Genomic DNA, 21,222 nt, shown 5'->3' with positions numbered 1-21,222 from the left:
ATTTTCATCATTCCCTTCGTTTAAGGGGAAAATCCGGTGATAAAGGCGAACGCTACGCTTCTTCAAATTGGTTCTGCACTCTCCGTTTAGGTGTAAAATTGAGCTTCAACTTATATAGATACCTGCCAGGCTACTTATTCTGATCCTTTATAATTCGATAACGGTCACTCCTTCTGCTTGGTAGTAGTCCTCATTCACGTTGTTTAGAATGTTAGCCTTTAGCAGAATGCCGACTCCGGCAAACAGTCCGATTCCATTCGCGTTTCCTTCGATTCGGTTATTTTCAATCAACACATTCACGGGGTTCCCTTCGCCAATATTGCCAGCTCCAGCGTCGCCTTTGTCGCGCTCAAGCCGTACGCCCCAGTATCCACTGGCAGTATTGTTACGAATCACATTGCCTCGAATCACCGTACCCGGTCCATTCAATACTTTGATTCCAGCCGCATCTGCAATCGTGGTTGTATTCTCGATGAGATTATCCTCAATTAGAGTATCGGGGGTACCCATCATCACCGAAATACCGATCCGGCTGTTCTTGATTGTGTTGTCATGAATGTAGTTCCCATTGCCAGACTTGCTGTGGTTGCTGGGCGCTGAACCCCCTGTATTGCCAAGCCCAATCCCTGCACCTGTCAGCACATCCGTAATGACATTGCCGGAGATTTCATTTAAATACTCCAGTTCACCATGAAGATCAATGGCATCCAGCTTGATTCCATTAAATGTATTGCCGCGTAACACGTTATTGTGAGCCACAAACTGAATCAGTGCTCCATGTCTGAGATAAGGACCTTCAAATGTACTGTCCTCCACCACATTCCATAACGTATCATTGTCAAAGCCGAGTCGATCGGTCTTGGCCGTTCCCTGAATCGAAATTCCGTAACCTGAACCTCCAGGGCCCAGATCTGTTGCATTGCGGAAGGTTGCATGCTTCACAACAACATCGCGGCTGTGCTCAATTCGGATAGCCATTCGTTTGAACTTTTCCACAATTACGCCGTCAATCGTAATGTCATACGATGGTACCTCGCCATAATTGGCAATATGAATCAGACTATCCGGCCCCCCTGCGGAGGGATTATTGGATTGATGATCAGTCGTGTAGCTGCCGGACCAGGATGAAGTTAGGGTCATGTTGGATACGAGAATGCTGTGCTGAGCCGATGCCTTCAGAACGGCACTGCTCGTCACCTGATCCAGCGATGTCAGGAGCACGGTTTCTTCACGGCTCTCCCCTCTCAGATTCACCCCGGATTTGAGCATCAGGTTGGTGGTTCCATCCGGACCGGATAACAAATTGTACACTCCATTGGGTAAGAACACTTCATCACCCTCGTTAGCCTCATCAATGGCGGCCTGTATTGCTGGTCGGTCATCACTCGTGTTGTCGGCAGGATCTGCTCCATATTCGCGTACATCAATTGTACGTCCGGTCACGGCATGTGGAGCATGGACAGCATGTGGTGTGCCATCTGTTTCCGTCAGACCTGGGACGATAAAGGGCATCGTCCCTTCAGGTGGTTGGGGCACGATGTATGGGATCAGAGCCACAGGTGTTCCTCCCCGTGCAAAAGGGGCATACAGATGCACATCGGTAAGACTCGTATAAATACTTGCATCGGAATTGCCATGCCCGGTGATCCGTACATAACGTACAGAAGTGTCTGGGATATCAAACGCCTGCATTTCGGTTGTATCCCCACTGCTTTCGCCGTTGAATACCTGGGTCCACTGCTCACCGTCAACAGACGATTCCATCTCAAAAATTGTCTTTCGGATATCCCCTTTGTAAAAACCAATCCCCGCATAACCCACTGACTGCACCTGACCCAGATCAAATGTGATCCATTGTCCCTCTCCGGCAACAGACCAGCGTGTATAGCTGTTATTGTCGAGAGTATTGGTCGCCAGGTTGCCGTCGCTGCCACTTGCCGTGACGGAAGCCACAGGCAGGGACGATACCGGAACCGCAAGGGTGATCATATCGGTTGATAAAGCACTGCTGATATTGCCCGCCTCATCAATTGCCCTCACTTGAAACGTGTACGATGTGTCACTTGTAAGTTCGCTGTCACGAAATGACTGTTTACCTTGTTCAGCCAGCAAAACTCCATCCCGATAAATCCGGTAGGCAGATACAGCTGTATCATCGCTGGCAGCGGGCCATCTCAGTTCCGCAAAATCAGTCCCCCAGTTACGAATTTCAAGCTCAGCCCCCTGCTCCCATTCGGGTGGCTGTGTGTCACTTCCATCTTCAATCAGTGAGATGACTGCTAACTGTGGACGCGGATTGCTCGTTCCGTTCGCTTCCTTGGTGTATACGTTCACGGAAACACCCGTTGATTCCGCATCCGCAAGCAAAAATGCAACCTGCCCCGCATCTGGACGACTCTTCACAACATCGGTTACATCCACTTCATAGACGGCCGGACTTCCATTCCGATCTGCCGTAACCTGGAAAGTGCCCAGTAATGAACCTTCGCTCAGACTTTGGACCGGAGCATTCGACCAGGTTAACGATGATTCGCTCCAGTCTGTTTCATTCAAACCGTACAGAGACAACTTAATATCGATATTTGATGTGCCTTTCTTGGCGGCAATCCGCAATCGATACCGATCTCCTTCCGGCTCATTTCCAGTCATATCAAATTTGAAATACACATATTTCTTGGTCGAAGAAGTGGAAGAGATGCTTAGTAATCCGGTGCTGGAGCCCGTGGCCTGATTGAAATTCAGGTCAGGCTTGCTGCTGTCAATCGCCGCATCGTCGCTTGGCAGCTTACTAGCGATGACCTTTTCAATCAGCCGTTTTTCTTCATCCACTTCTTCATCTCCAGGCGAAGTGTTTTCGGGATTGCTTTTGAAAATTATTGGCTCCGTAACGATCCGGTTCTTCACATGTTCATCCAGGAAGGCCCATGCCTCTGCATTCGCAGTCTCGGAAGCCGCCCCTGTAAATCCATGTCCCTGACCGGGTACGACTTTCATATCCACAATCGGCACACCCGCAGATTGAAGCTGTCCCGCGAAGGTAACACTGTCGGTATAGGGAATGGTAGCGTCAGCATCACCGTGCCGTATCCAGAACGGTGGATCATCCGGTGAAGCATAGGAGCCCGGCATGGCAAGTCTGGCCTGTTCCGGTACATCCAATGCGCGATGACCGCCAAGCAGAGCCGTGACCGAGCTATAATTATTGGCAAATGTCGTCGTAAAATCAGCGGGTCCGTACCAGTCGGCAACCGCCTGCACTTTGTCGGAATATTCAGGCCATCCGCCAGAACCTTCGAGATCTGGTACCTCTGCCGTGACTCCTGTATCAAGCACGACGGGATCACCAGCGACCAAGTCCCCCGTGGTCCCGAGTAATGCGGCCAGGTGACCGCCCGCAGATGATCCCCAGACGCCGATACGACTTGGGTCCAGATTGTACTGGGCGGCATGGGCCCGCAAATATCGGATAGCAAGTTTGACATCCTGAATCTGGGCAGGGAAAGGCGCCTCCGGTGTCAGCCGGTAGTCCAGAGATACACCGATGTAACCACGTTTGAGTACATAATTGCATATGGAGTTCAGTGCCTGCTTCCGGTCCCCGTGATTCCATCCACCTCCATGGATATAGAGCATGACTGGCATCGGTTCAGCTGCCGCTGTCTCGGGAACGGCAATGGATGAATACATCGCCCGCCCACCAGCCATGCCGATCTCCACATCCTCGTACAAAGTCACTCCTTGGGGTGGCGTAAATTCAGTATTCCCTTCTCCAGGCGGCACTGGGGAGGGGGCAGGCGTTATTCCGGGAATAGCCTGACCGTAAATGGCAACATTGTCGATATACATGTTGGCCTGCATGGCATCTCCTGTCCGAAATCTAATTTTAACCGTGCTATTATTGTTCGCTTCCGAACCCAGTGTCCAACTTTTTAGCGTATTACCTTCCTTATTCTTCAGGTCCGGGGTGCCCGGGGGAAGTTCAAATGTCTCCAGCGTCGTCCATGATGTGCCACCATCCTTCGACCATTCGATAATCACACTTCCACTTATATAGGAGGAAGCACGCGTGTAGTAGCTCAGCCGTATATTTCCGTATCCAGTCAAGTTTAGAGGGAGTGCAAGCGCATCGGTTCCGTCCATCTTGATCATATTGGGCAGCGAGGGAGCAGTGGTGGAAGATGACGTCTTGGCCTTGCTTCCACCTGCCCCTTCCTGCGACCAGGGAGCTCTCAATGCAATTCCGCCTGTAGAGCCAAAATTGTCCGGGTCATCAAAGTTTTCCGCGTAAATCTCCAGCTCCGGGCCCGCCGGCTCCGGGAGATTTTCTCTTTCTTCCTGTGTAGGGTTGAGAATAGAGCTAGGAACAGCATCTTCCATCGCCCGAACTTCATGCACGGGAACGATGGTGCCGTTAATGAGAATCATAGACATGGCAACAAGGACAACGCGCTTTTTCCACGTTTTGAACAATTTATTCACTTGTATCCCCTCCGCACGGTAGTCCAATCTTCTGACGTTATACCTTTGCGATCTGTCCGTTCTCCAGAGCTGCTGCTTCTTGTTGACTTGTTTCTTCCGCACGGTGAGCAGGACATCCTATTGTTCATGGTAATCATTGCTTATACCGCACAATTCTAGCGACGCGGCAAAGATATGCCTTCCCCGTCCTTGAATTTCTGAGTGGCTTCCTCAATGGCCTGATCGCCACCTTTGGATTTCCATTCCTCAACTACCTTCGGCCAATCGGAGATCGGCTCCTTACCATAAACCATCTTGATCATGTGAGTAAGCAATACCTGAGGGGGTGTATCCGAATTGGGAGCAATCTCCGGATTCTGTACAAAGGCCTCCAACCGCGGATCAAAGTTGATGCCATCCCGACCTTCTTTGGCTAAAACCGTATCATAAATATTCATCAACTTTCTGCCTTCTTCAGTCAGGGATAGGGAGCCTTTGTTGTATGTTGTGTCCTGTACAAACCATAAGAAGGATTGACGGTAACGCTCCTCGTCCACGCCAGCAGAGTCTGTCGGAGCTGTATATGCAATCACACCATTATCCTCTGTATAGGTCTCTCCTTCCGTGCCGTACGTGAAGAACTTCTCCGCTTCGTCAGACACCATCCAGTTGAAAAAACGGATAATGGATGCCGGATCAGCCGCATCCTTATTGATAAAGTAGGCACGTGTCACCGGACCGTACAGATAATAACCGCCTTTTCTGTCCGGGCCGACAGGGGAAGGGATAATCTCGATTTTGGCATCGGGAACCGACGCTTTAATCTGCTTCTCCCATTGGATCAGTTCGTTGGCATTCATGGACCACATGCCCGCTTTTCCAGAGAGAATCGTATTTTTGAATACGGTGGAGTTGATGGTCGCAAACTCTTTGTTAATCAGCCCTTCCTCGTACATCGTCTTATAGACCGTCAGGGCTTGCTGCATATTCTCGTTATCCATGAACTTAGGTACAATCTGGTCACCCTGCTGCTCCATCATGGACAGGAACTGCTGCACATCATAGGCACCAAAGAAGGTATCCGCATATTTGAAATCCTCACGCCCCATATATGGATTCTCCACGCCAAGCTTTTTAAAGGCGCGCAGCACTTCCATTGTCTCCTCCACCGTGGCAGGCACCGGCAATCCGGTTTGATCCAGCAGATCCTTACGAATCCAGGTTGCCCGGCGGGAGGGATTGGATAAATATTCGGGGATGGCATAGATCTGGCCGTCATGGGTAACCTGGTCCCAGGCTTCCTTCGGCACGGCTTTCAGCAAATCTTGCCCATACTGCTGCAACAACTCATCCAGCGGCTGAAATACTCCAGCTTCGACCGAGCCGGCCATCTCCTTGCCGTTGACGCCGCCATCACCCTGCACCACATCAGGAATATCATTGGTGGCAAACATCTGGACCATTTTCTGCTCATATTCCTTATGGGGCACCAGGACAATTTTGAGATCGGTACTGGTCAGATCCTCCAGCTTTTTCACCCATTTATCCTGGTTGATGTCGGGCGACTTCTCCACATACGTATACGCCAGCGTTCGCAGTGACATGGAGAACCTCGTCTTGCCGTCTCCCCCATTCTCACCGGATTTCGCCCCGCTTCCAGTGCTGCATCCCGCCATGACGGTTGCCGCCAGCATTAGCGCCATGCCTGTGACCATCCACTTTTTCATGCTACCCCTCTTTTCATCCTGATTTAGATTTAGGTACCACTCGTTGGTGAAGCGCTTTCATATAGATGGTAAAACATCCCCACCGCCTGCAACAATGGGGATGTTTTAGATGAGATTGCGTTTTCTTTAGGTCAGCACTCAGCGTTCAACCACATCCATTCATATAGCACTATATAAATTGAACGTACAAACTTTACACTCAGCCACTGCGATTGCAGTACCCTCTTCCGATCGCTGTTATCCCCAGATTTTTTCGATTCCCTTTTCGGAGGGGAAAATCCGGGGATAAGTGTATGCTTCCGATGTAGCTTTCTTACAGAAAGCTTTTAGCGAACGCTTCGCTTCTTCTGATGGGTTCTGCACTCTTCGTTCTTGTGTAAATATTCAGTTCATCTTAACTAGTACGTCTTGGATACCTCGATCTTCTTCGTTACACCATTGTCGGTAAAATAAAGATGGATGCCGTGATCCTGGTCATCGATGAAATAAGGGACATACTTGGGCTCATCGATCTTATACGGCACAAGCAGCGTTACAATGGTATGACTTGTGGCAGGCCGCGTTTCCGCGCTTAGATGATAATGCCTATCCAGCCCTTCATACTCTGCCGGGTCCACCTCTGCGAATTGATCTGTCTGGCTGAGCGACAGCTCACCGGAGGAAGCATATACGAATGTCCCTTCAAGCCCTGCCTTAGTACCGTTCAGACGGAAGGTCTGCCCTTTCAGCTGTAACGGGTGTAGGGCATGGAACAGCCATTGGACACTGTCCGGCTTCTTCAGGTCAATGTGGTCCACAATGACGAAGTAGGAGGATTGCAGAAAATGTATTTCCCGTACAACACGCTTCACATGCGGTACGGTGCTGGCGTAGGCATCGGTCGCTACAGCGCGCACATAACCATCGCCATCCCGCCAATAGGCATCTTCGATCTGCCCGGTTGCCGCCATGTTCAGCACTTTGTTGTTCTCGGCATACTGACCTGCTCCGCCAATCAGCAGATTATTTTTGGAGCGTGTCTGCCTGCGCCATTCCCGGTGAAAGGAACTTCCATGCGCGATATAATAGCCGGTATCCGCCGCAAGCGGCTCACCGAATGCATGCAGGGTAAAGCTGTTCTGATCCGCATGGCTATGGCTGATAGAACCGTAACGGCTTGACTTGAGCAGCAGCATCATATGCTCATCCGGGTCATCCATCCGGTGATGCATAGCTACCCATCCCACATCCCGGAACCATTTGAGCGGCTCGATGTTCACAGGTGACTCTTCCTCCACCTGCGGATAATCGTGACGGTATACTAATTCGTCAAAGTTAAAGTCCCACCAACCGTAGTTATAAAAGGCTCCCTCTGTCCCCGGATCAGATTGACGTACACGCTCAAAATACCACTGGTACCAGCGATTGCCCGTAACCCCAGCCAGTTGGCGCACAAGATAACCTGTTTTCAAGTTTACCGGGTCACCCAGCGTAGACTGGTCCCCAAAGCTGGCGCGCCGTGCATCGGGCGGGTAGACGTAGAACGGAAAATCCCCGGTACGCTGGAAGAATGGTCGACGGAAAAAGTCGATACCCGCATAGTTTCGCAGCAAATTCATCGCTTCGGTCACATAGGCCATGCCTGTTGTCCAATACATCGGGCCTTCGGCCCATCCCCCATCACTTCCTCCCCAAGGGGAGTACAGGCAGGCATAATAATCGATTGCATAATCCAGCCACTCTGCAGCCTGCTGCTCCTCATGCAACAAAGCCATACAGCAGGGCACAAGTACTGAAGACAATGAACGCACCGCATGGCTGTCATAGGGCACATGATGAATCTTCGAGCGGACCATCACATGCTGGGCTACCTGTTCTGTCCGCCGCAGCAAACTGCGCCTTATCACATCTTGCTCTTCACTGTTCAACTCATCATGCAGCCAATCATAGCCCCAAGCAAGCGCCGCTGCGACCCGAAAGGCCGCCTCATCGTTATAATCGCGGGAGGTCGTTCCCTCCGTATCCCAAGCCGCCACATGCAACAGCCAGGTTTTCGCCGCTTCAAGCAGCCGTTCGTCTCGAAGCACCCGTCCAGCGATACTCAGATGACGAATCGCATATAACACTTCCTGACAGTCAATGTACATTTGCCTCCAGAGCGAAGCGACACGTTTGTTCTCCGGGTAAGGCTGCGGTTCACGAATGGGCTCACGATTGGCCCACGGCTCCACGGATTTTTCCATAAATACATTCCAGCCGCAATATGTAGCATCTGACGCAATGCCATCAGCAAGTGCCTTTAGCTCATCCTCTCCGAGCCACAGCCGTGGGTGAGGCGTGTCTGTGGAAACGTATCGCTGTGCCCGGGAAGGTAGAGGTGTCTCCGGTAATCCCGCTGGGACCATAAACCGCCTCACCTCACTCCATGCCGACATTTCCTGCTGCTTCTCCTGCACGGCATCCGTTTCGGCTTCGCTTCCTTGCTGCACTAGATGATCTACAAGCAGCGCATATCGCCAATAATAATCCCCTGGTTCAAACACCCGGTCTGGCGTGAAAAAGTTATACGGAAGCGGCGCAAAGATCATCGTCTCTTCTTCCTGAAAAGAAGGGCTCGCCGATACTTGCAGCAGATAGGCATTCTCATCCTCCTGCTGTGCCGCCATCCAGGTAAACCTTGGTGGATTCTCTGCCAGAACGGTATGCTCTTCAGGGGCATAGTCCACATGGAAAGGCCCACTAATGGGTTGGTACAACGGTCTTTCTGCAAGCTTCCGTTTCAATTCCATCGTATCGTTCCCTCCTTATCGCAATGTTTTAACATCAACGCATGTACATTCCGCCATTGATCTCAATCGTTTCTCCGGTTATAAAAGTACCCAGCTCGGAACACAGGTATAACGCCGCACCTGCGACATCATCGGGAGTCCCTTCCCGTCCAAGCGGGATGCTGCCTACTGCAGAAGACCGGCCTTCTGCCGAGGTGAACGTAGCATGGAATGCCGTCTGTCCAATGAAGCCCGGTGAAAGGGCATTAACCGTAATCCCCCCAGGAGCCAATTCTTTGGCAAGTCCTTTGGTTAACGCAATGACAGCCGCCTTGGATGCTGCGTATATAGCTGCACCCGGTCCGCCCCCATTATGAGCCGCTACGGAGGTCAGATTGATAATTCGTCCTCCGCCAGCCGCCTTCATGCCAGGAATGACCGCTTTGGAAACAAAGACGGCGCTCTTCAGATTGACATCCATAATCCGGCTGTAAAGCTCCTCGCTCATCGTTTCAATAGGGCTCCGCTCCACCAGATGCCCCGCATTATTGATCAACAGGTCAATTGGACCGCCGAAACGAAGCGTGATATCCCCAACCATCGATTCTATGGCATCCATATCGGTCACATCGGCCTGAAATGCCGCCGCTTCACCACCAGCATCCCGAATCGCTGCCACGACTTCCTCCGCCCGCTCCATATTATGCAGACCATTCACAGCCACCTTTGCCCCACAGCGAGCCAATGACCCGGCAATAGCAGCGCCAATCCCTCCACTGGAACCTGTTACCAATGCAATTTTGTTCTGCAAGTTAATATTCATGTTTGATCTTCCTCCCTGTTATTGGTTTCAATTACTTTAAATTCGCTTGCTGTGCTGATCCGCCGGAAGTGCCATCGTAATGGTCGTTCCCAAGCCTCGCTCACTCTCAATCATCAAGCCATACGTTTCTCCAAATACCAGTTGAATCCGTCGATGGACATTCATAAGACCAATGCCTCCACGATGGTAGACATCATCGGAATCTTCTCCTGCCAGACGATTCAATTCCAGACGGCGACGAAGCTTCTCCAGACGTGCATTGCTCATGCCCATGCCATTATCCTGGACGATGACAAGAAATCGATCTTCCAGACGCCGAGCATCGATGCGGATAAAATGACCCGGTTCCATGCCCTGTGGAAACGCATGTTGCAGCACATTTTCCACCAGAGGCTGGAGGGTGAGTCGAACCATTTTTTCCAGCAACAGATCCGGTGCAATGATGACCTCCACTTCAAGCTCCCGATCCATGCGATGTTTCATGATGGAAAGGTAGGCCAGCACATGTTTCAGCTCATTGGCAACCGTAATTTCCTCCAGATTGGTCTGAATGGAATAACGGAGCATATGAGCCATCGATTCCACCATCTGCGTAATTTCTTCGGAATCCTGTACGACGGCATAACATTTGATAGTCTCCAATGTGTTGTAGAGAAAATGTGGATTGATCTGCAACTGGAGCGCCTGGAATTCCGCACGGTGTCGTTCCAACGCTTCCTGCTGTAGCTCAATTTCCGACTTCTGGCGGCGCAGCTCCGACTCATATACACTCTCAATCATGTCCGACAAACGGCTGACCATCAGATTATAGCTGCGGATCAGCACTCCGATCTCATCGCGCCTTTCCTTCATCTCCACCTTGTTCCAGATTCCCTTCTCCGTCTGTCTCATTCCGTTCATCAGCACCCGAATAGGTTCCACTTGAGATGCTCCGATCCGGTAGGCCACAACAAGCGCAGCCAGCAAGGTCCCTGCACCAACCCATAATGTGGCTGAGCGGATCGTTGCAATCGGCCTTTGAAGCTCCGACAGCGGCACGGAAGCAACAAAGCGCCAGCCCGAATAGGCAGACAGCTCCGATATAAACAGCCGCTTGGTACCATCCGTGTTCTGTTCCAGAGACCCTGCCTCCATGTGCATAAGTCTGTCCACGGTGCTGGACGACATCACGGTCTGCGCCTCCTCGTCCCCAGGAGTGTAGATGACATTTCCGTTCTGATCCATCACATACTGATAGCCCCCTTGACCGAGATCGAGTTCTCCCCAGATGTTGTCAAGCTCCAGCACATTCACTTCCATCGCCAGCACTCCATTTGGTGTATAGGAGGATACCCCCCTGATCCGGCGCGCAATCGTAATGACATTCGAACTCTGTCCACTGCGAATACTGCGGGTGAGCAATGTCGATTCGCCATTCGCAGGAGTTGCAGCGAGCAGCTCCTTATACTGTTGTGCAGCATCGATATCGGGTATGCCCGCTGAATTCTGGTTGTCATCGATGACAACCCGCCCGTTCTCCCCGATAACATACAGAAACTTGATCTGTGGATATAACATAAAAACAGGCGGGAACACGTTCCTTTTAATCTGACGGCTATACTCGTAATAGGCATAACTATCCTCCGAATTCATATCGAGGAAGTGCTTCACACTTCCGTTCGAGAGGATGGAGTAGGTCGCACGATCATAATTTTGCAAATACAGATCGGTCTGGTACGCCGTATTACGCATCGTTTGGGCGATGTTGTCCGCCAGCTGATCGTTCATCTCAGTTGAAGCATAGGTATAGGTAAACAAGCCAATGGCAGACAGGGACAACGTAATTACGATGGCAAAATGAAAGAACAAGCGGATCGACAGGCTGCGCTTCATCATTCAATGCCCAACTTACTGCGATATTCGGACGGGGTCAGTCCGGTAATTTTCTTGAATGTCTTGGTAAAATGTGGATGATCCGCATACCCCACTTCGTAGGATATATCCGTAATCCGGTTGCCCGGTTGTTCCAGCATGCGTTTGGCCAGTTCCATTTTGCTGCGTATTCGGTATTGGATAAAGGTCTGACCTGTCGTCTGTTTGAACAGTTGGCTGAAGTAGGATGGGTTCAGTCCAAGCTTGGAAGCAATCTCGTCCAGTGAAACTTCCCGGCGCAAATGCTGCTCCAGATAAGCCTTTGCTTCTTCCACCGGATGCTTGCGCTTGCCACTCCGCTTTTCCTTGATCCTATTCATCAACGTCTGGATTTCGTTGCCCAGAGCCTCGAAGCACTCTTTTGAGGAAGCGCTTACAATTATCTCACTGGACGTACTCATCGTTCCGTTGCCACGGGCGTTCATTCTGGCTACAATCAATTCCAGCAATTCCTGAAAAAGCTCCGCTGTCTGCTCAGGCATCAGGGCATATGCCGGATAACGATTCGACCATGCTGCGAGCAGTTCCGTCACATCGGATTGCCTTAACTCCCATATAGCCTCTTCCAGACGCATGGCCCAATCATTCAGCTCCCTCACGGGTACAAGGGATACCGTAGGTTTATCCTCTTCGGATGCCAGCAATTTGAGCAACAGTTCATGAAGCTCCTGTCGTCCCACTGGCTTGAGCAGATATCGTTTTACCCCATAATCCATACAGGCTCTTGCATATTCAAAGTCTGAATAACCGGAGACTACAATAATGCGTATCGTACTGCCTTGCTCGGATAAACGTCGACACAACTCAATGCCATCCATCGTTGGCATGCGAATATCCGTGAACAGGATGTGTGGCCGAAAGTCCTTCACCACCTGAAGGGCCTCTTCCCCATGCGCCGCCTGCCGAATCTCACAATCAAACAGTCCTGCTTGCTCAATCATCTTCGCCAGACCCATCCGAATCATCGGTTCATCGTCCGTAATCAAGATTCTGAACATCGCCATTCCCCCGTTTCCGTCAGATCTGTATGCTACTTGTAGTTAAGATTTGACGGAGCCGACCATGATTCCTTTTACAAAATGCTTTTGCAGGAAAGGGTATATGATAATGATTGGCAAGGTGGCGATGATGATGGTCGCCATTTTGATGCCTTCCGGCGATGTATGTGCAAGGGTGCTATAGACGGCAGAACCCGGATCGACGGAAATATCGTCACTCTCAAATAGCTTCTTGAGTGTTACCTGGATCGGCCACCAGGCCGGATCATTCAGATAATAAAGCGCGGTGGAATACGCATTCCAGTGTCCCACCGCATAGAAAATGCCGAGTGATGCCATGGCCGGTTTGGACAATGGAATAACGATACGCCAGATGATGCCAAACTCCCCACAGCCATCGATGCGGGCGGCATCGATCAATTCACCCGGTAGCTGGGAGAAGAACGAACGCATGACGAAAAAGTTAAAGGCGTTAATCGCTCCTGGCACAATCAGCACCAGTGGATTGTTGACCAGATGCAGCTCCTTCATCAGGATAAAGTTCGGAATGAGCGGCGCCGAGAATACGACGGTCACCAGGACAAACATGACAACAAGAGAGCGACCCTTGTACTCTGGACGGGACACGGGATACGCGAGTGATGCCGTTGCGGCGAGATTGACCAGCGTACCAACTAACGTTACCCCAACTGATACCGCAAAGGCCCGCCAGAAGGCAGCATCGCCGAATACATATTCGTAATTGATCCAGGTAAAAGCTACAGGCCAGAAGCTGACCTTTCCGCCCATGATCGCTTCCGAGCTGCTAAGTGATTGGGCCAGCACATTAATGAAAGGCAGAATCATCGTCAACGAGAGCAGCGTAAGAAAAACGAGATTGCCAATGCGAAATATACGGTAACGGACACTGGGAGTACGCATCCATCTCGCCTCCTAATACAGGCTTTCGCCGGTTGTTTTTTTGCTGAAAAAGTTACCGAGTAGAATAAGCATCAAGCCCACGACCGACTTGAACAATCCGATGGCCGTAGTATAACTGTATTGTTGTGAGAGAAGTCCAGCTTTGTAGATATACGTATCCAGAATTTCACCCGATTCCAGATTGAGCGGATTCAGGAACACAAACACACGCTCAAAACCCAGATCGAGGAACTTTCCGATGTGCAGCAGCAGCAGAATCATAATCGTTGGCAGCAAGGATGGAAGGGTAATCGACCATATTTGCTTCAAACGCCCGGCTCCGTCCACCTCTGCCGCCTCATACAGATCGGGATTGATGCCCGCAATGGCTGCCAGGAAAATAATCGTTCCATACCCAGAGTCACGCCAGATGCCGGAACCAATCAGAATGGAACGAATGTACGAGTCTTCTCCAAGGAAGTAGATTGGTTGCATCCCCAGAAACCCAAGTGCCTTGTTGACCACCCCGGCGTCCATCGAGAAAATGCCCATGAAGATCCCGCTAATAACAACCCAGGATAGAAAGTGAGGCATGTATACAATCGTTTGCAGCAACCGTTTAAACACAATCATCCGTACTTCATTTAGCAGAATGGCCAGTAAGATCGGTACCGGGAATGCAATCACCAGATCATATAGTCCGAGCAGAAGTGTATTATTGAGAATTCGCAAAAAGTCATAATGGCTGAACATCTTCTGGAAATGCTCCAACCCTACCCAATCACTGCCGGTGATGCCTTTGAAAATGTTGTAGTTCTGAAAGGCAATCACTGAACCGAATAAAGGTACATATTTGAAGAGGAAAAAATACAGGATACCCGGTAAGGAGAGCAGATATAGTATCCGGTATCGCCACAGATAACGTCCCGCATCTCCGAGCCGAACGCCCAGACCAGACGAGTGAAGTCCGGTTGCCCCCCGGCTTGGTGGCACGATATCTGCCGGCTTCACGTCTTCTCCCCTCCCTGCTTCTGTGATTGCGCACTTCTCAAGTTATCAGGAACGTTCTCGTCCCATGGGATTTCATTGAATTCGATGGAAATGTAATCCGGCTCACGGTCGATAATACGCGAGAGCTCACGTGTGAACACCTCCACTATCTCCTGCTTTTGCTCATCCGTCCTGCCTTCATACAATCTGATCGTAATTTCTGGCATCCGATTTAAGCTCCCTTCATTACGTGATGTAAACGCTTTAACAACTTCATCTTAGCGTTCCTGCGAAAGGGCAACAATGGACTGTCTTTTCGTTCACTTGTGTTTTCTTTAGGTCATGACAAGCAAGCTCAAAAAGCCCCCTTACGAATGGGGACCTCTTAGAACATAATATTTTTGGGATATATAGTAATTAATTTCATCTATCTCACTAGAACCTTGCATTAACAAACGTAATAATAAAGATCGAAAGTGAAAAACACGCCCACAGAACCAGTACCTTAGAACCATTTTTGCTCCAAAAGCTAATATTAATATGACTTTATAACGATATATTCTACGAAGTAACTTACCTGGGGGTCCTATAAGTGAAGTAGAACTTGTAACAATGCAAAAAGCACACTGAAGCATGAGAGAATGTCACGTAACCACAGCAAAAATCAGAATTATAGAAGTTGTACGATAGCATTTTCCCACTAAATATTCGTTAGATTACATAGCGTATAGCATCCCATCCAGGTATAGTGCATTTTCATATTTGTAGAAGGAGTGAACCATCTTGTTTAATAAGCTTCGCTGGAGTACCATGCCTTTCTTTATCAAAAATTTGGTGATTTCATTTGGCAGCATCATGTTGATCGGTGTAATCCTGATTACTGCCGCGTATCAATTGCAAAAAAATATCTTGGTTGAACAGTTGCACGACCAGGCTACCGTCATCACCCAGAAATGGTACGATGATCTCGACACTGCCAAAGTGGCAGAAGCAGCTAAGGAAAAAAGCTACGCCGGTCCTGTACAGCTGGAAATGAAAACTTATCTCGATTCCATCCATGAATTCTATCCAAACATCGCGCAAGCGTACATTTTTGGTTCAGAACTCGAGCAAGGAAACGGAACGTCCATCATCGCGATTCCAACGAACCTGTTGGAACCATTCGAGCAGGACAATCTGCCCGCAGGTGCCATGTACCCACTGCCTCAGAATAACGTTGTGGTGCTGGAACAGATGAAAAAGGACGGAAAGCCGGCCTTCAGTGATTTCTACACTGATGACTACGGAACTTGGACTACTCTGATCTATCCGATTAATAACGCAGATGGCTCCATGTACGCCGCTCTTTACTTCGATGTAGATGCAAGTGCCGTTCCAAAAGGCCTGAACAAACTGCTTACGTACGGTTTGATGTTCCTGATCGGTTTCCTGATCCTGTTTATGGTGTTGCAATTCATTTTGCTGAAAAGAACGTTACTTCCGATCCGCAATCTGATGAAAGGTATCGAAGAAGTCAGCACGGGTAATCTGGACGTAACCATCGATACCGGGCGAGATGATCTGGGTATCATCAATGAAAAGTTTAATGCGATGATCGATCGATTCAATACAACCATCTATAAAGTACAGAATACTTCGCATCACCTCTCGGAATCTTCCAAACAACTACTGGGCATTTCCGAGAAAAATAATGTGAACATTCAATCCATCAGCACCAATATTCGAGAAATATCTACTGGACTGGTGTCACAAGACAAAGCCACTGTGGAGAACGCACGTGCCATGACAGAGATGTCAACGGTAGTGCAGACGATCGCCAGCAGTTCAGCCGATGTGGCAGATGAAGCACTCAGCATGGAGCAGCGCTCCAGCACAGGTAATGTGGTAATGCAACAAGTCATTGAGCAGATGCGCCTGATCTCGGGTGCGGTGCAAAATACGTCAAACTCGATTCAGTCTTTGGAAAATAACTCGAACCAGATTAGCAACATTGTTAACGTAATCACGGAAATTGCTGGACAAACCAACTTGCTGGCCCTTAATGCTTCCATTGAGGCAGCCCGCGCAGGTGAAGAAGGAAGAGGTTTTGCGGTGGTTGCAGGGGAGGTACGTAACCTGGCAGAGCAATCACAGGAATCAGCGAAGCAAATTCGACAGTTGATTGAAGAAATTCAACGGGATATCATACAGTCTTCCGAGGCGATGCAGTTGGGTTCCAAGGAAGTTACCAAAGGCTTGGAAGTTACCCAAGAGACTGGCGTATTCTTCGAGAATATTCTGACTGCTACGAATAAAGTTGCAAATCAGATTCAGGATATCTCCAGTTCTACGGAAGAGATCTCGGCAAGCACACAGGAAATGTCTGCCACGGCCGATGAACTGTCTGCCAATGTCAGCAAGGCAGCAAGCAGCAGTAAACAAATTGAGCAGTCCATTGATGAGCAGGAAGCCTCCATGGCAGCCATTGTGAGTGCCTCCGATGAGCTCTCGGCTGTATCCGAGCAACTGCAAGAACTGATCTCATTCTTTAAAGTACGCGCAGAATAGAATTAGTAGGATTTATATAAAAGTAATAAGACACAGTAAAAACCAAGGCTCATGAGTGACTTCGCTCAAAGCCTTGGTTTTTTTGTTGTTACCAGGGTAGGCGGGTAGGTTCTAGTTTTATACTTCCCGGTATCATTTAACAGACAGTATTTCTTCTGCATATATAATTGTTGGACTCTGGTCTTAGATTTTGGACGCAGGGCAAGAGTTGAAAGTTTAAATTTCTATAAATTCAATTTATTTTTAGTTATGGAAATAATGATATATTTTAAAACTTCACTATGATATAGTTACTCTACATTTAGAAAATAAAACCAGAAAAGAGGATATTATGAAAAAGACATTTTTGCTCAGTTTAGCTATTTTCCTACTACTTCTCCCTTTTTCCTCAACAACATTTGCGTTCCAAGAAAGACTTACGGTTTCTGAGAATATGACCTTTACAACAAGGTTATTATCGGACAATTCTAGATATCTATTCAATTTCAATGTGCAAGGTGACGTTGAGTTGAGAAATGTAAAGAAAAAACTTTGATCTGGAGCACCAATCTCAAGGAACGCAGAGTTGTTATGCTTGTTATAGATCAATATAACGGAAGACTGAAATTGACGGACTATAGCAATACTCCCTACTGGACATCCGACAATCAGGCGTGGGCCAATGCGTGGTATGGCCCGGGAAATGTACCTGAAAATCTTGTGGGCGACCTGCTAATCATGCAAAATGATGGAAATCTAGTTCTCTATAATACAAAGAATATAGCTAAAGGATGGTATCCTGTCTGGGCTACTAACACAGGTGGAGGAATACACGATTAATCCATCCTATTTGACCCGTGAACATTAAAGATAACAAGACATCTAACATATTTGCTATGTCCACAAAGGCATGTGTGATGACCAATAATATGGTTATCACACATGCCTTTTATTTTTAACATTTTATTTTGAGAAATAATCCCCTGCCCTCTTGATCCGCTGTCCGCCCCCCATCCATACCATGACAAAGATCACATCCATCTTCCCTGTTCAAGTGCTACAGTTGTTAACGACCAACTGACCATAATAGTAAAACGGTCACTAAAGGATTTACCTTACCATTAGCCTTTCAACCTATAAGGAGGTGAATATACCATGAAAACCATAGATCGAAGGCAACAGGTGATGGATTCTGCTGAGAAATCCTTTGCCCTGTTTGGTTACAAGGCCACAACGATGGAGCAGGTTGCGAGACTTGCCAATGTGGGCAAGGGAACGATCTATACTTTTTTCGAAAATAAAGAAGAACTGTTCAGCGAGATTCTGCGTTCAATCATTACGGACATGAGACAGATTACAGAGCAGACCGTGAAGGAAGAAAACTCCTTTCTGGATAACGTGCATATGAGTATGGATTCTTTGCTGGAGTACCGGGAGGAACATGAGCTGTTGATCAAGCTCTTTCAGGAGGTTAACGAGTTCGGTACTCCGCAAGCCAAGGAAGGTTTGCAGCAAGTGGAGACAGCCATTCTCGAATATCTGGAGCGTCAGGTCAGCCGTGCCATGGAGTTAGAGCAGATTCGGAGGGATGATCCCAAGTTGGTTTCTTTTGTCCTGCTGAAGCTGTATGTCACCTTAACCTCAGATTGGAACAAAGCGCATCCTACGTTGCACAAAGATCAGATCAAGGATTTTGTGGGCCTCTTTCTCAAGAATGGCTTATCCCCCACCTAGAGAAAGGCATGCCAATAGATTCACAACTTAATAGAGATAGAACAAACGGATTAGCGTAAGGATAGGGAGAGAACATGATGAAATCATTCCACGTATTTGGGCAGGATCTGAAGTCCGCCTTCAAGAAACCAAAAGTATTTATTCCGATTCTCGTTGTACTGTTCATTCCGGTATTGTATAGTGGCCTGTTCCTGAATGCATTCTGGGACCCCTATGGCAAAATGAATGAATTACCTGTAGCCGTGGTCAACACGGATCAGGGCGCAGTCTACAATGACAAATCACTGGAGGTCGGTCAGAATCTCGTCGATGAATTGAAAAAAAGTGATGATTTCGACTGGCAATTCGTGACTCGTGAACAAGCAGAACAAGGCATGCAAGACAACATGTATTATATGACGATTGTGATTCCGGAGGACTTTTCCACCAAAGCAACAACCCTGATGGATGAGCACCCCGAGCCGGCCGACCTGATCTACGAACCCAATGAAGGATACAACTTCCTCGCAGGTCAGATTGGTGGCACGGCGGTCAAACAAATTCGCTCCAAAGTCGCTGCCAAAGTCACAGAATCGTATACCGAAACGTTATTGGATCAGATCGAAAAAATCTCTGGCGGTTTGGCGGATGCAGGGGATGGCGCAGGTCAGATTCATGATGGTGCGATCAAGCTGGATGACGGTACTGCTACATTAAAAGAGAACCTGTCCAAACTGGCCGCTGGCACCGACAAGCTGGAAACCGGCATAGTTCCGTTAAAAGAAGGTGCGTCCACTCTCGCCCAAGGCACACGTGATCTTCATACGAGCGCGAGTGCCCTTTCCAGTGGGCTGTCCCAACTCGCAGCAGCAGGCACGAAGCTGAGTGATGGAGCAACCCAGGCTGAAACTGGCGGCAAACAGCTACAGGCTGGCATTCAATCTGCTCAAGAAGGCGCAGCTAAGCTAGATGCTGGATTGGCTGCTTCCGAGGAAGGCAGCGCAAAGCTGACTGCTGGGCTGCAAAGTTCTGTTGTGGGCAGTGGCAAAGTTAGCGAGGGGGCAAAAGCGGTTGCGCAAGGTCTTGCCCAATTAGCCGAAGCGAGTCCAGAACTGGCCGCAAGTCCAGCTATGAAGCAGCTCCTGGCAGCAAGTCAGGCAGTTGCCGCTGGTAGCGAGCAGGTGTATCAGGGCGGGCAACAATTGGTCGCAGGCAGTCAAAAGCTGTACGCTGCACAGCAGCAACTGCATCAAGGCAGCAGCCAGTTGGTACAGGGTGAACAACAACTCGTACAAGGTGCCACGCAATTATCCGCCGGACATGAAAAGCTTGCGACGGGACTACAGCAATTCAATTCCAAATTATCCGAAGCAGCGTCTGGAGGAGCCAAACTTGCGGACGGTTCAGGTCAATTGAATGCGGGTGCAGGCAAGTTGGTTGCGGGTGTAAGCCAACTTACAGATGGAATCACAACCCTTGCAGATGGCTCACATAAGCTGGATGACGGTGCAGGTCAGTTAAAAGAGGGTACGCTCAAATTAACCGACGGCTCTGGCGAACTTGCCACTAAGCTCAATGAAGCGGCTGAGCAGACGGCTAGTGTGAAAAAGACCGATGAACTGGTAACCATGTATGCAGAGCCTGTTCAGGTCGATGAGCATAAATATAATGAGGTACCCAATTATGGTACAGGATTCTCGCCATACTTCCTGTCACTGGGGCTGTTTGTCGGGGCATTGATTGCCACTTTGGTTGTGCCAACTCGCGGCAGCACGGTTAGCGAGGCAAGTGGCTGGAATCGTTTTGTGAGCAAAACGCTGGCTTTCACGCTCATGAGCGCTGTGCAATCCCTGCTTGCTTCATGGCTCGTATTGTACGGCTTGGGTCTGGAAGTTCAGAGCGTTCCGCTGTTCCTCTTGTTCAGCTTTGTGACCAGTCTAAGCTTCATGTACATCATTCAGGCACTGGTGACTTGGTTGGAAAATCCAGGACGATTCCTCGCCATTCTGATGCTGATCTTCCAGCTCACCACCAGTGCGGGCACTTTCCCGCTCGAACTGATTCCAAACTGGTTGAAGGTGTTTAATCCATGGCTGCCTATGACCTATTCGGTAACAGGTTATAAAGCAGTTATCTCAAGCGGACAGTTCGGCGTGGCTTGGGATCAGATCGGTATTCTGTGCATCTTCGCTCTAATGGGTCTGGCAGGAACTTTAACGTACTTCCTGATGCATCGCACCACGGAGAACGAAAACGTCAGCAGTGAAGTCGCAATTCACCTGTAAAAAAGGAATATAAAAAGCAAAGGCGTGTACCGATGCCACACACTCTTCTGGACAACAGAGGAGTTGGCTAAGGTACGCCTTTGCTTTTTTAGTTAGAGATAACTCAGTTCATTTAGCATGGCTTACTAATATTTCACTTCAAAA

The 21,222-nt window shown here is 49.0% G+C and carries 13 protein-coding genes; 4 read left to right on the top strand and 9 right to left on the bottom strand.

Features of this window, described 5'->3' with window-relative positions:
• Positions 1–147 precede the first annotated feature (147 nt).
• The 9 genes from ACETMN_RS05640 to ACETMN_RS05600 form a co-directional block, all read right to left on the bottom strand.
• A complete protein-coding gene (locus ACETMN_RS05640; protein ID WP_411735877.1) occupies positions 148–4,581 on the bottom strand; it encodes an alpha/beta hydrolase fold domain-containing protein in 4,434 nt (1,477 codons plus the stop codon).
• 53 nt (positions 4,582–4,634) lie between these two features.
• Positions 4,635–6,185 carry an extracellular solute-binding protein gene (locus tag ACETMN_RS05635; RefSeq protein ID WP_411735876.1) on the bottom strand — a complete coding sequence of 517 codons (1,551 nt, stop codon included), beginning with the start codon at positions 6,183–6,185 and terminating at the stop codon, positions 4,635–4,637.
• 398 nt (positions 6,186–6,583) lie between these two features.
• Positions 6,584–8,953, bottom strand: a complete 2,370-nt coding sequence (locus ACETMN_RS05630) for a DUF4962 domain-containing protein (RefSeq protein ID WP_411735875.1) — start codon at positions 8,951–8,953, stop codon at positions 6,584–6,586.
• Positions 8,954–8,987: 34 nt separating this feature from the next.
• Positions 8,988–9,755 carry an SDR family NAD(P)-dependent oxidoreductase gene (locus tag ACETMN_RS05625; protein WP_091015737.1) on the bottom strand — a complete coding sequence of 256 codons (768 nt, stop codon included), beginning with the start codon at positions 9,753–9,755 and terminating at the stop codon, positions 8,988–8,990.
• Between the two features lie 36 nt (positions 9,756–9,791).
• Positions 9,792–11,630, bottom strand: a complete 1,839-nt coding sequence (locus ACETMN_RS05620; RefSeq protein WP_091015740.1) for a sensor histidine kinase — start codon at positions 11,628–11,630, stop codon at positions 9,792–9,794.
• Positions 11,627–12,664 carry a response regulator gene (locus tag ACETMN_RS05615; protein WP_091015741.1) on the bottom strand — a complete coding sequence of 346 codons (1,038 nt, stop codon included), beginning with the start codon at positions 12,662–12,664 and terminating at the stop codon, positions 11,627–11,629. Before ACETMN_RS05615 ends, ACETMN_RS05620 begins: the two co-directional genes overlap by 4 nt.
• A gap of 42 nt (positions 12,665–12,706) precedes the next feature.
• Positions 12,707–13,585 carry a carbohydrate ABC transporter permease gene (locus ACETMN_RS05610; RefSeq protein WP_074093756.1) on the bottom strand — a complete coding sequence of 293 codons (879 nt, stop codon included), beginning with the start codon at positions 13,583–13,585 and terminating at the stop codon, positions 12,707–12,709.
• Between the two features lie 12 nt (positions 13,586–13,597).
• A complete protein-coding gene (locus ACETMN_RS05605) occupies positions 13,598–14,515 on the bottom strand; it encodes an ABC transporter permease (RefSeq protein ID WP_197997778.1) in 918 nt (305 codons plus the stop codon).
• A 56-nt stretch (positions 14,516–14,571) separates the two neighbouring features.
• On the bottom strand, positions 14,572–14,781 hold the full coding sequence (locus tag ACETMN_RS05600; protein WP_091015745.1) for a tautomerase family protein: 210 nt from the start codon (positions 14,779–14,781) through the stop codon (positions 14,572–14,574).
• 583 nt (positions 14,782–15,364) lie between these two features.
• Here ACETMN_RS05600 and ACETMN_RS05595 point away from each other — a divergent pair.
• From ACETMN_RS05595 to ACETMN_RS05580, 4 genes are all read left to right on the top strand, one after another.
• On the top strand, positions 15,365–17,101 hold the full coding sequence (locus tag ACETMN_RS05595; RefSeq protein WP_411736403.1) for a methyl-accepting chemotaxis protein: 1,737 nt from the start codon (positions 15,365–15,367) through the stop codon (positions 17,099–17,101).
• A gap of 531 nt (positions 17,102–17,632) precedes the next feature.
• Positions 17,633–17,920: a hypothetical protein gene (locus ACETMN_RS05590; protein WP_411735874.1), complete on the top strand. Its 288-nt coding sequence runs from the start codon at positions 17,633–17,635 to the stop codon at positions 17,918–17,920.
• A gap of 315 nt (positions 17,921–18,235) precedes the next feature.
• Positions 18,236–18,814 carry a TetR/AcrR family transcriptional regulator gene (locus tag ACETMN_RS05585; protein ID WP_411735873.1) on the top strand — a complete coding sequence of 193 codons (579 nt, stop codon included), beginning with the start codon at positions 18,236–18,238 and terminating at the stop codon, positions 18,812–18,814.
• A 77-nt stretch (positions 18,815–18,891) separates the two neighbouring features.
• Complete coding sequence (locus ACETMN_RS05580) at positions 18,892–21,078, top strand: YhgE/Pip family protein (RefSeq protein WP_411735872.1); 2,187 nt, start codon at positions 18,892–18,894, stop codon at positions 21,076–21,078.
• Positions 21,079–21,222 lie beyond the last annotated feature (144 nt).

The organism is Paenibacillus sp. M2 (genome assembly GCF_046713495.1).
Lineage (GTDB): Bacteria > Bacillota > Bacilli > Paenibacillales > Paenibacillaceae > Paenibacillus > Paenibacillus amylolyticus_B.
The sequence above is the reverse complement of the archived record's forward strand: the minus strand, read 5'-3'. Positions and strand labels throughout refer to the sequence as shown.

Bases quoted from the DNA above. Each gene is read 5' to 3' on its own strand.
- ACETMN_RS05610 (WP_074093756.1), bottom strand. From the start codon at position 13,585: ATGCGTACTCCCAGTGTCCGTTACCGTATATTTCGCATTGGCAATCTC.
- ACETMN_RS05615 (WP_091015741.1), bottom strand. From the start codon at position 12,664: ATGTTCAGAATCTTGATTACGGACGATGAACCGATGATTCGGATGGGT.
- ACETMN_RS05620 (WP_091015740.1), bottom strand. From the start codon at position 11,630: ATGATGAAGCGCAGCCTGTCGATCCGCTTGTTCTTTCATTTTGCCATC.
- ACETMN_RS05585 (WP_411735873.1), top strand. From the start codon at position 18,236: ATGAAAACCATAGATCGAAGGCAACAGGTGATGGATTCTGCTGAGAAA.
- ACETMN_RS05580 (WP_411735872.1), top strand. From the start codon at position 18,892: ATGAAATCATTCCACGTATTTGGGCAGGATCTGAAGTCCGCCTTCAAG.
- ACETMN_RS05595 (WP_411736403.1), top strand. From the start codon at position 15,365: ATGCCTTTCTTTATCAAAAATTTGGTGATTTCATTTGGCAGCATCATG.
- ACETMN_RS05625 (WP_091015737.1), bottom strand. From the start codon at position 9,755: ATGAATATTAACTTGCAGAACAAAATTGCATTGGTAACAGGTTCCAGT.
- ACETMN_RS05600 (WP_091015745.1), bottom strand. From the start codon at position 14,781: ATGCCAGAAATTACGATCAGATTGTATGAAGGCAGGACGGATGAGCAA.
- ACETMN_RS05635 (WP_411735876.1), bottom strand. From the start codon at position 6,185: ATGAAAAAGTGGATGGTCACAGGCATGGCGCTAATGCTGGCGGCAACC.
- ACETMN_RS05630 (WP_411735875.1), bottom strand. From the start codon at position 8,953: ATGGAATTGAAACGGAAGCTTGCAGAAAGACCGTTGTACCAACCCATT.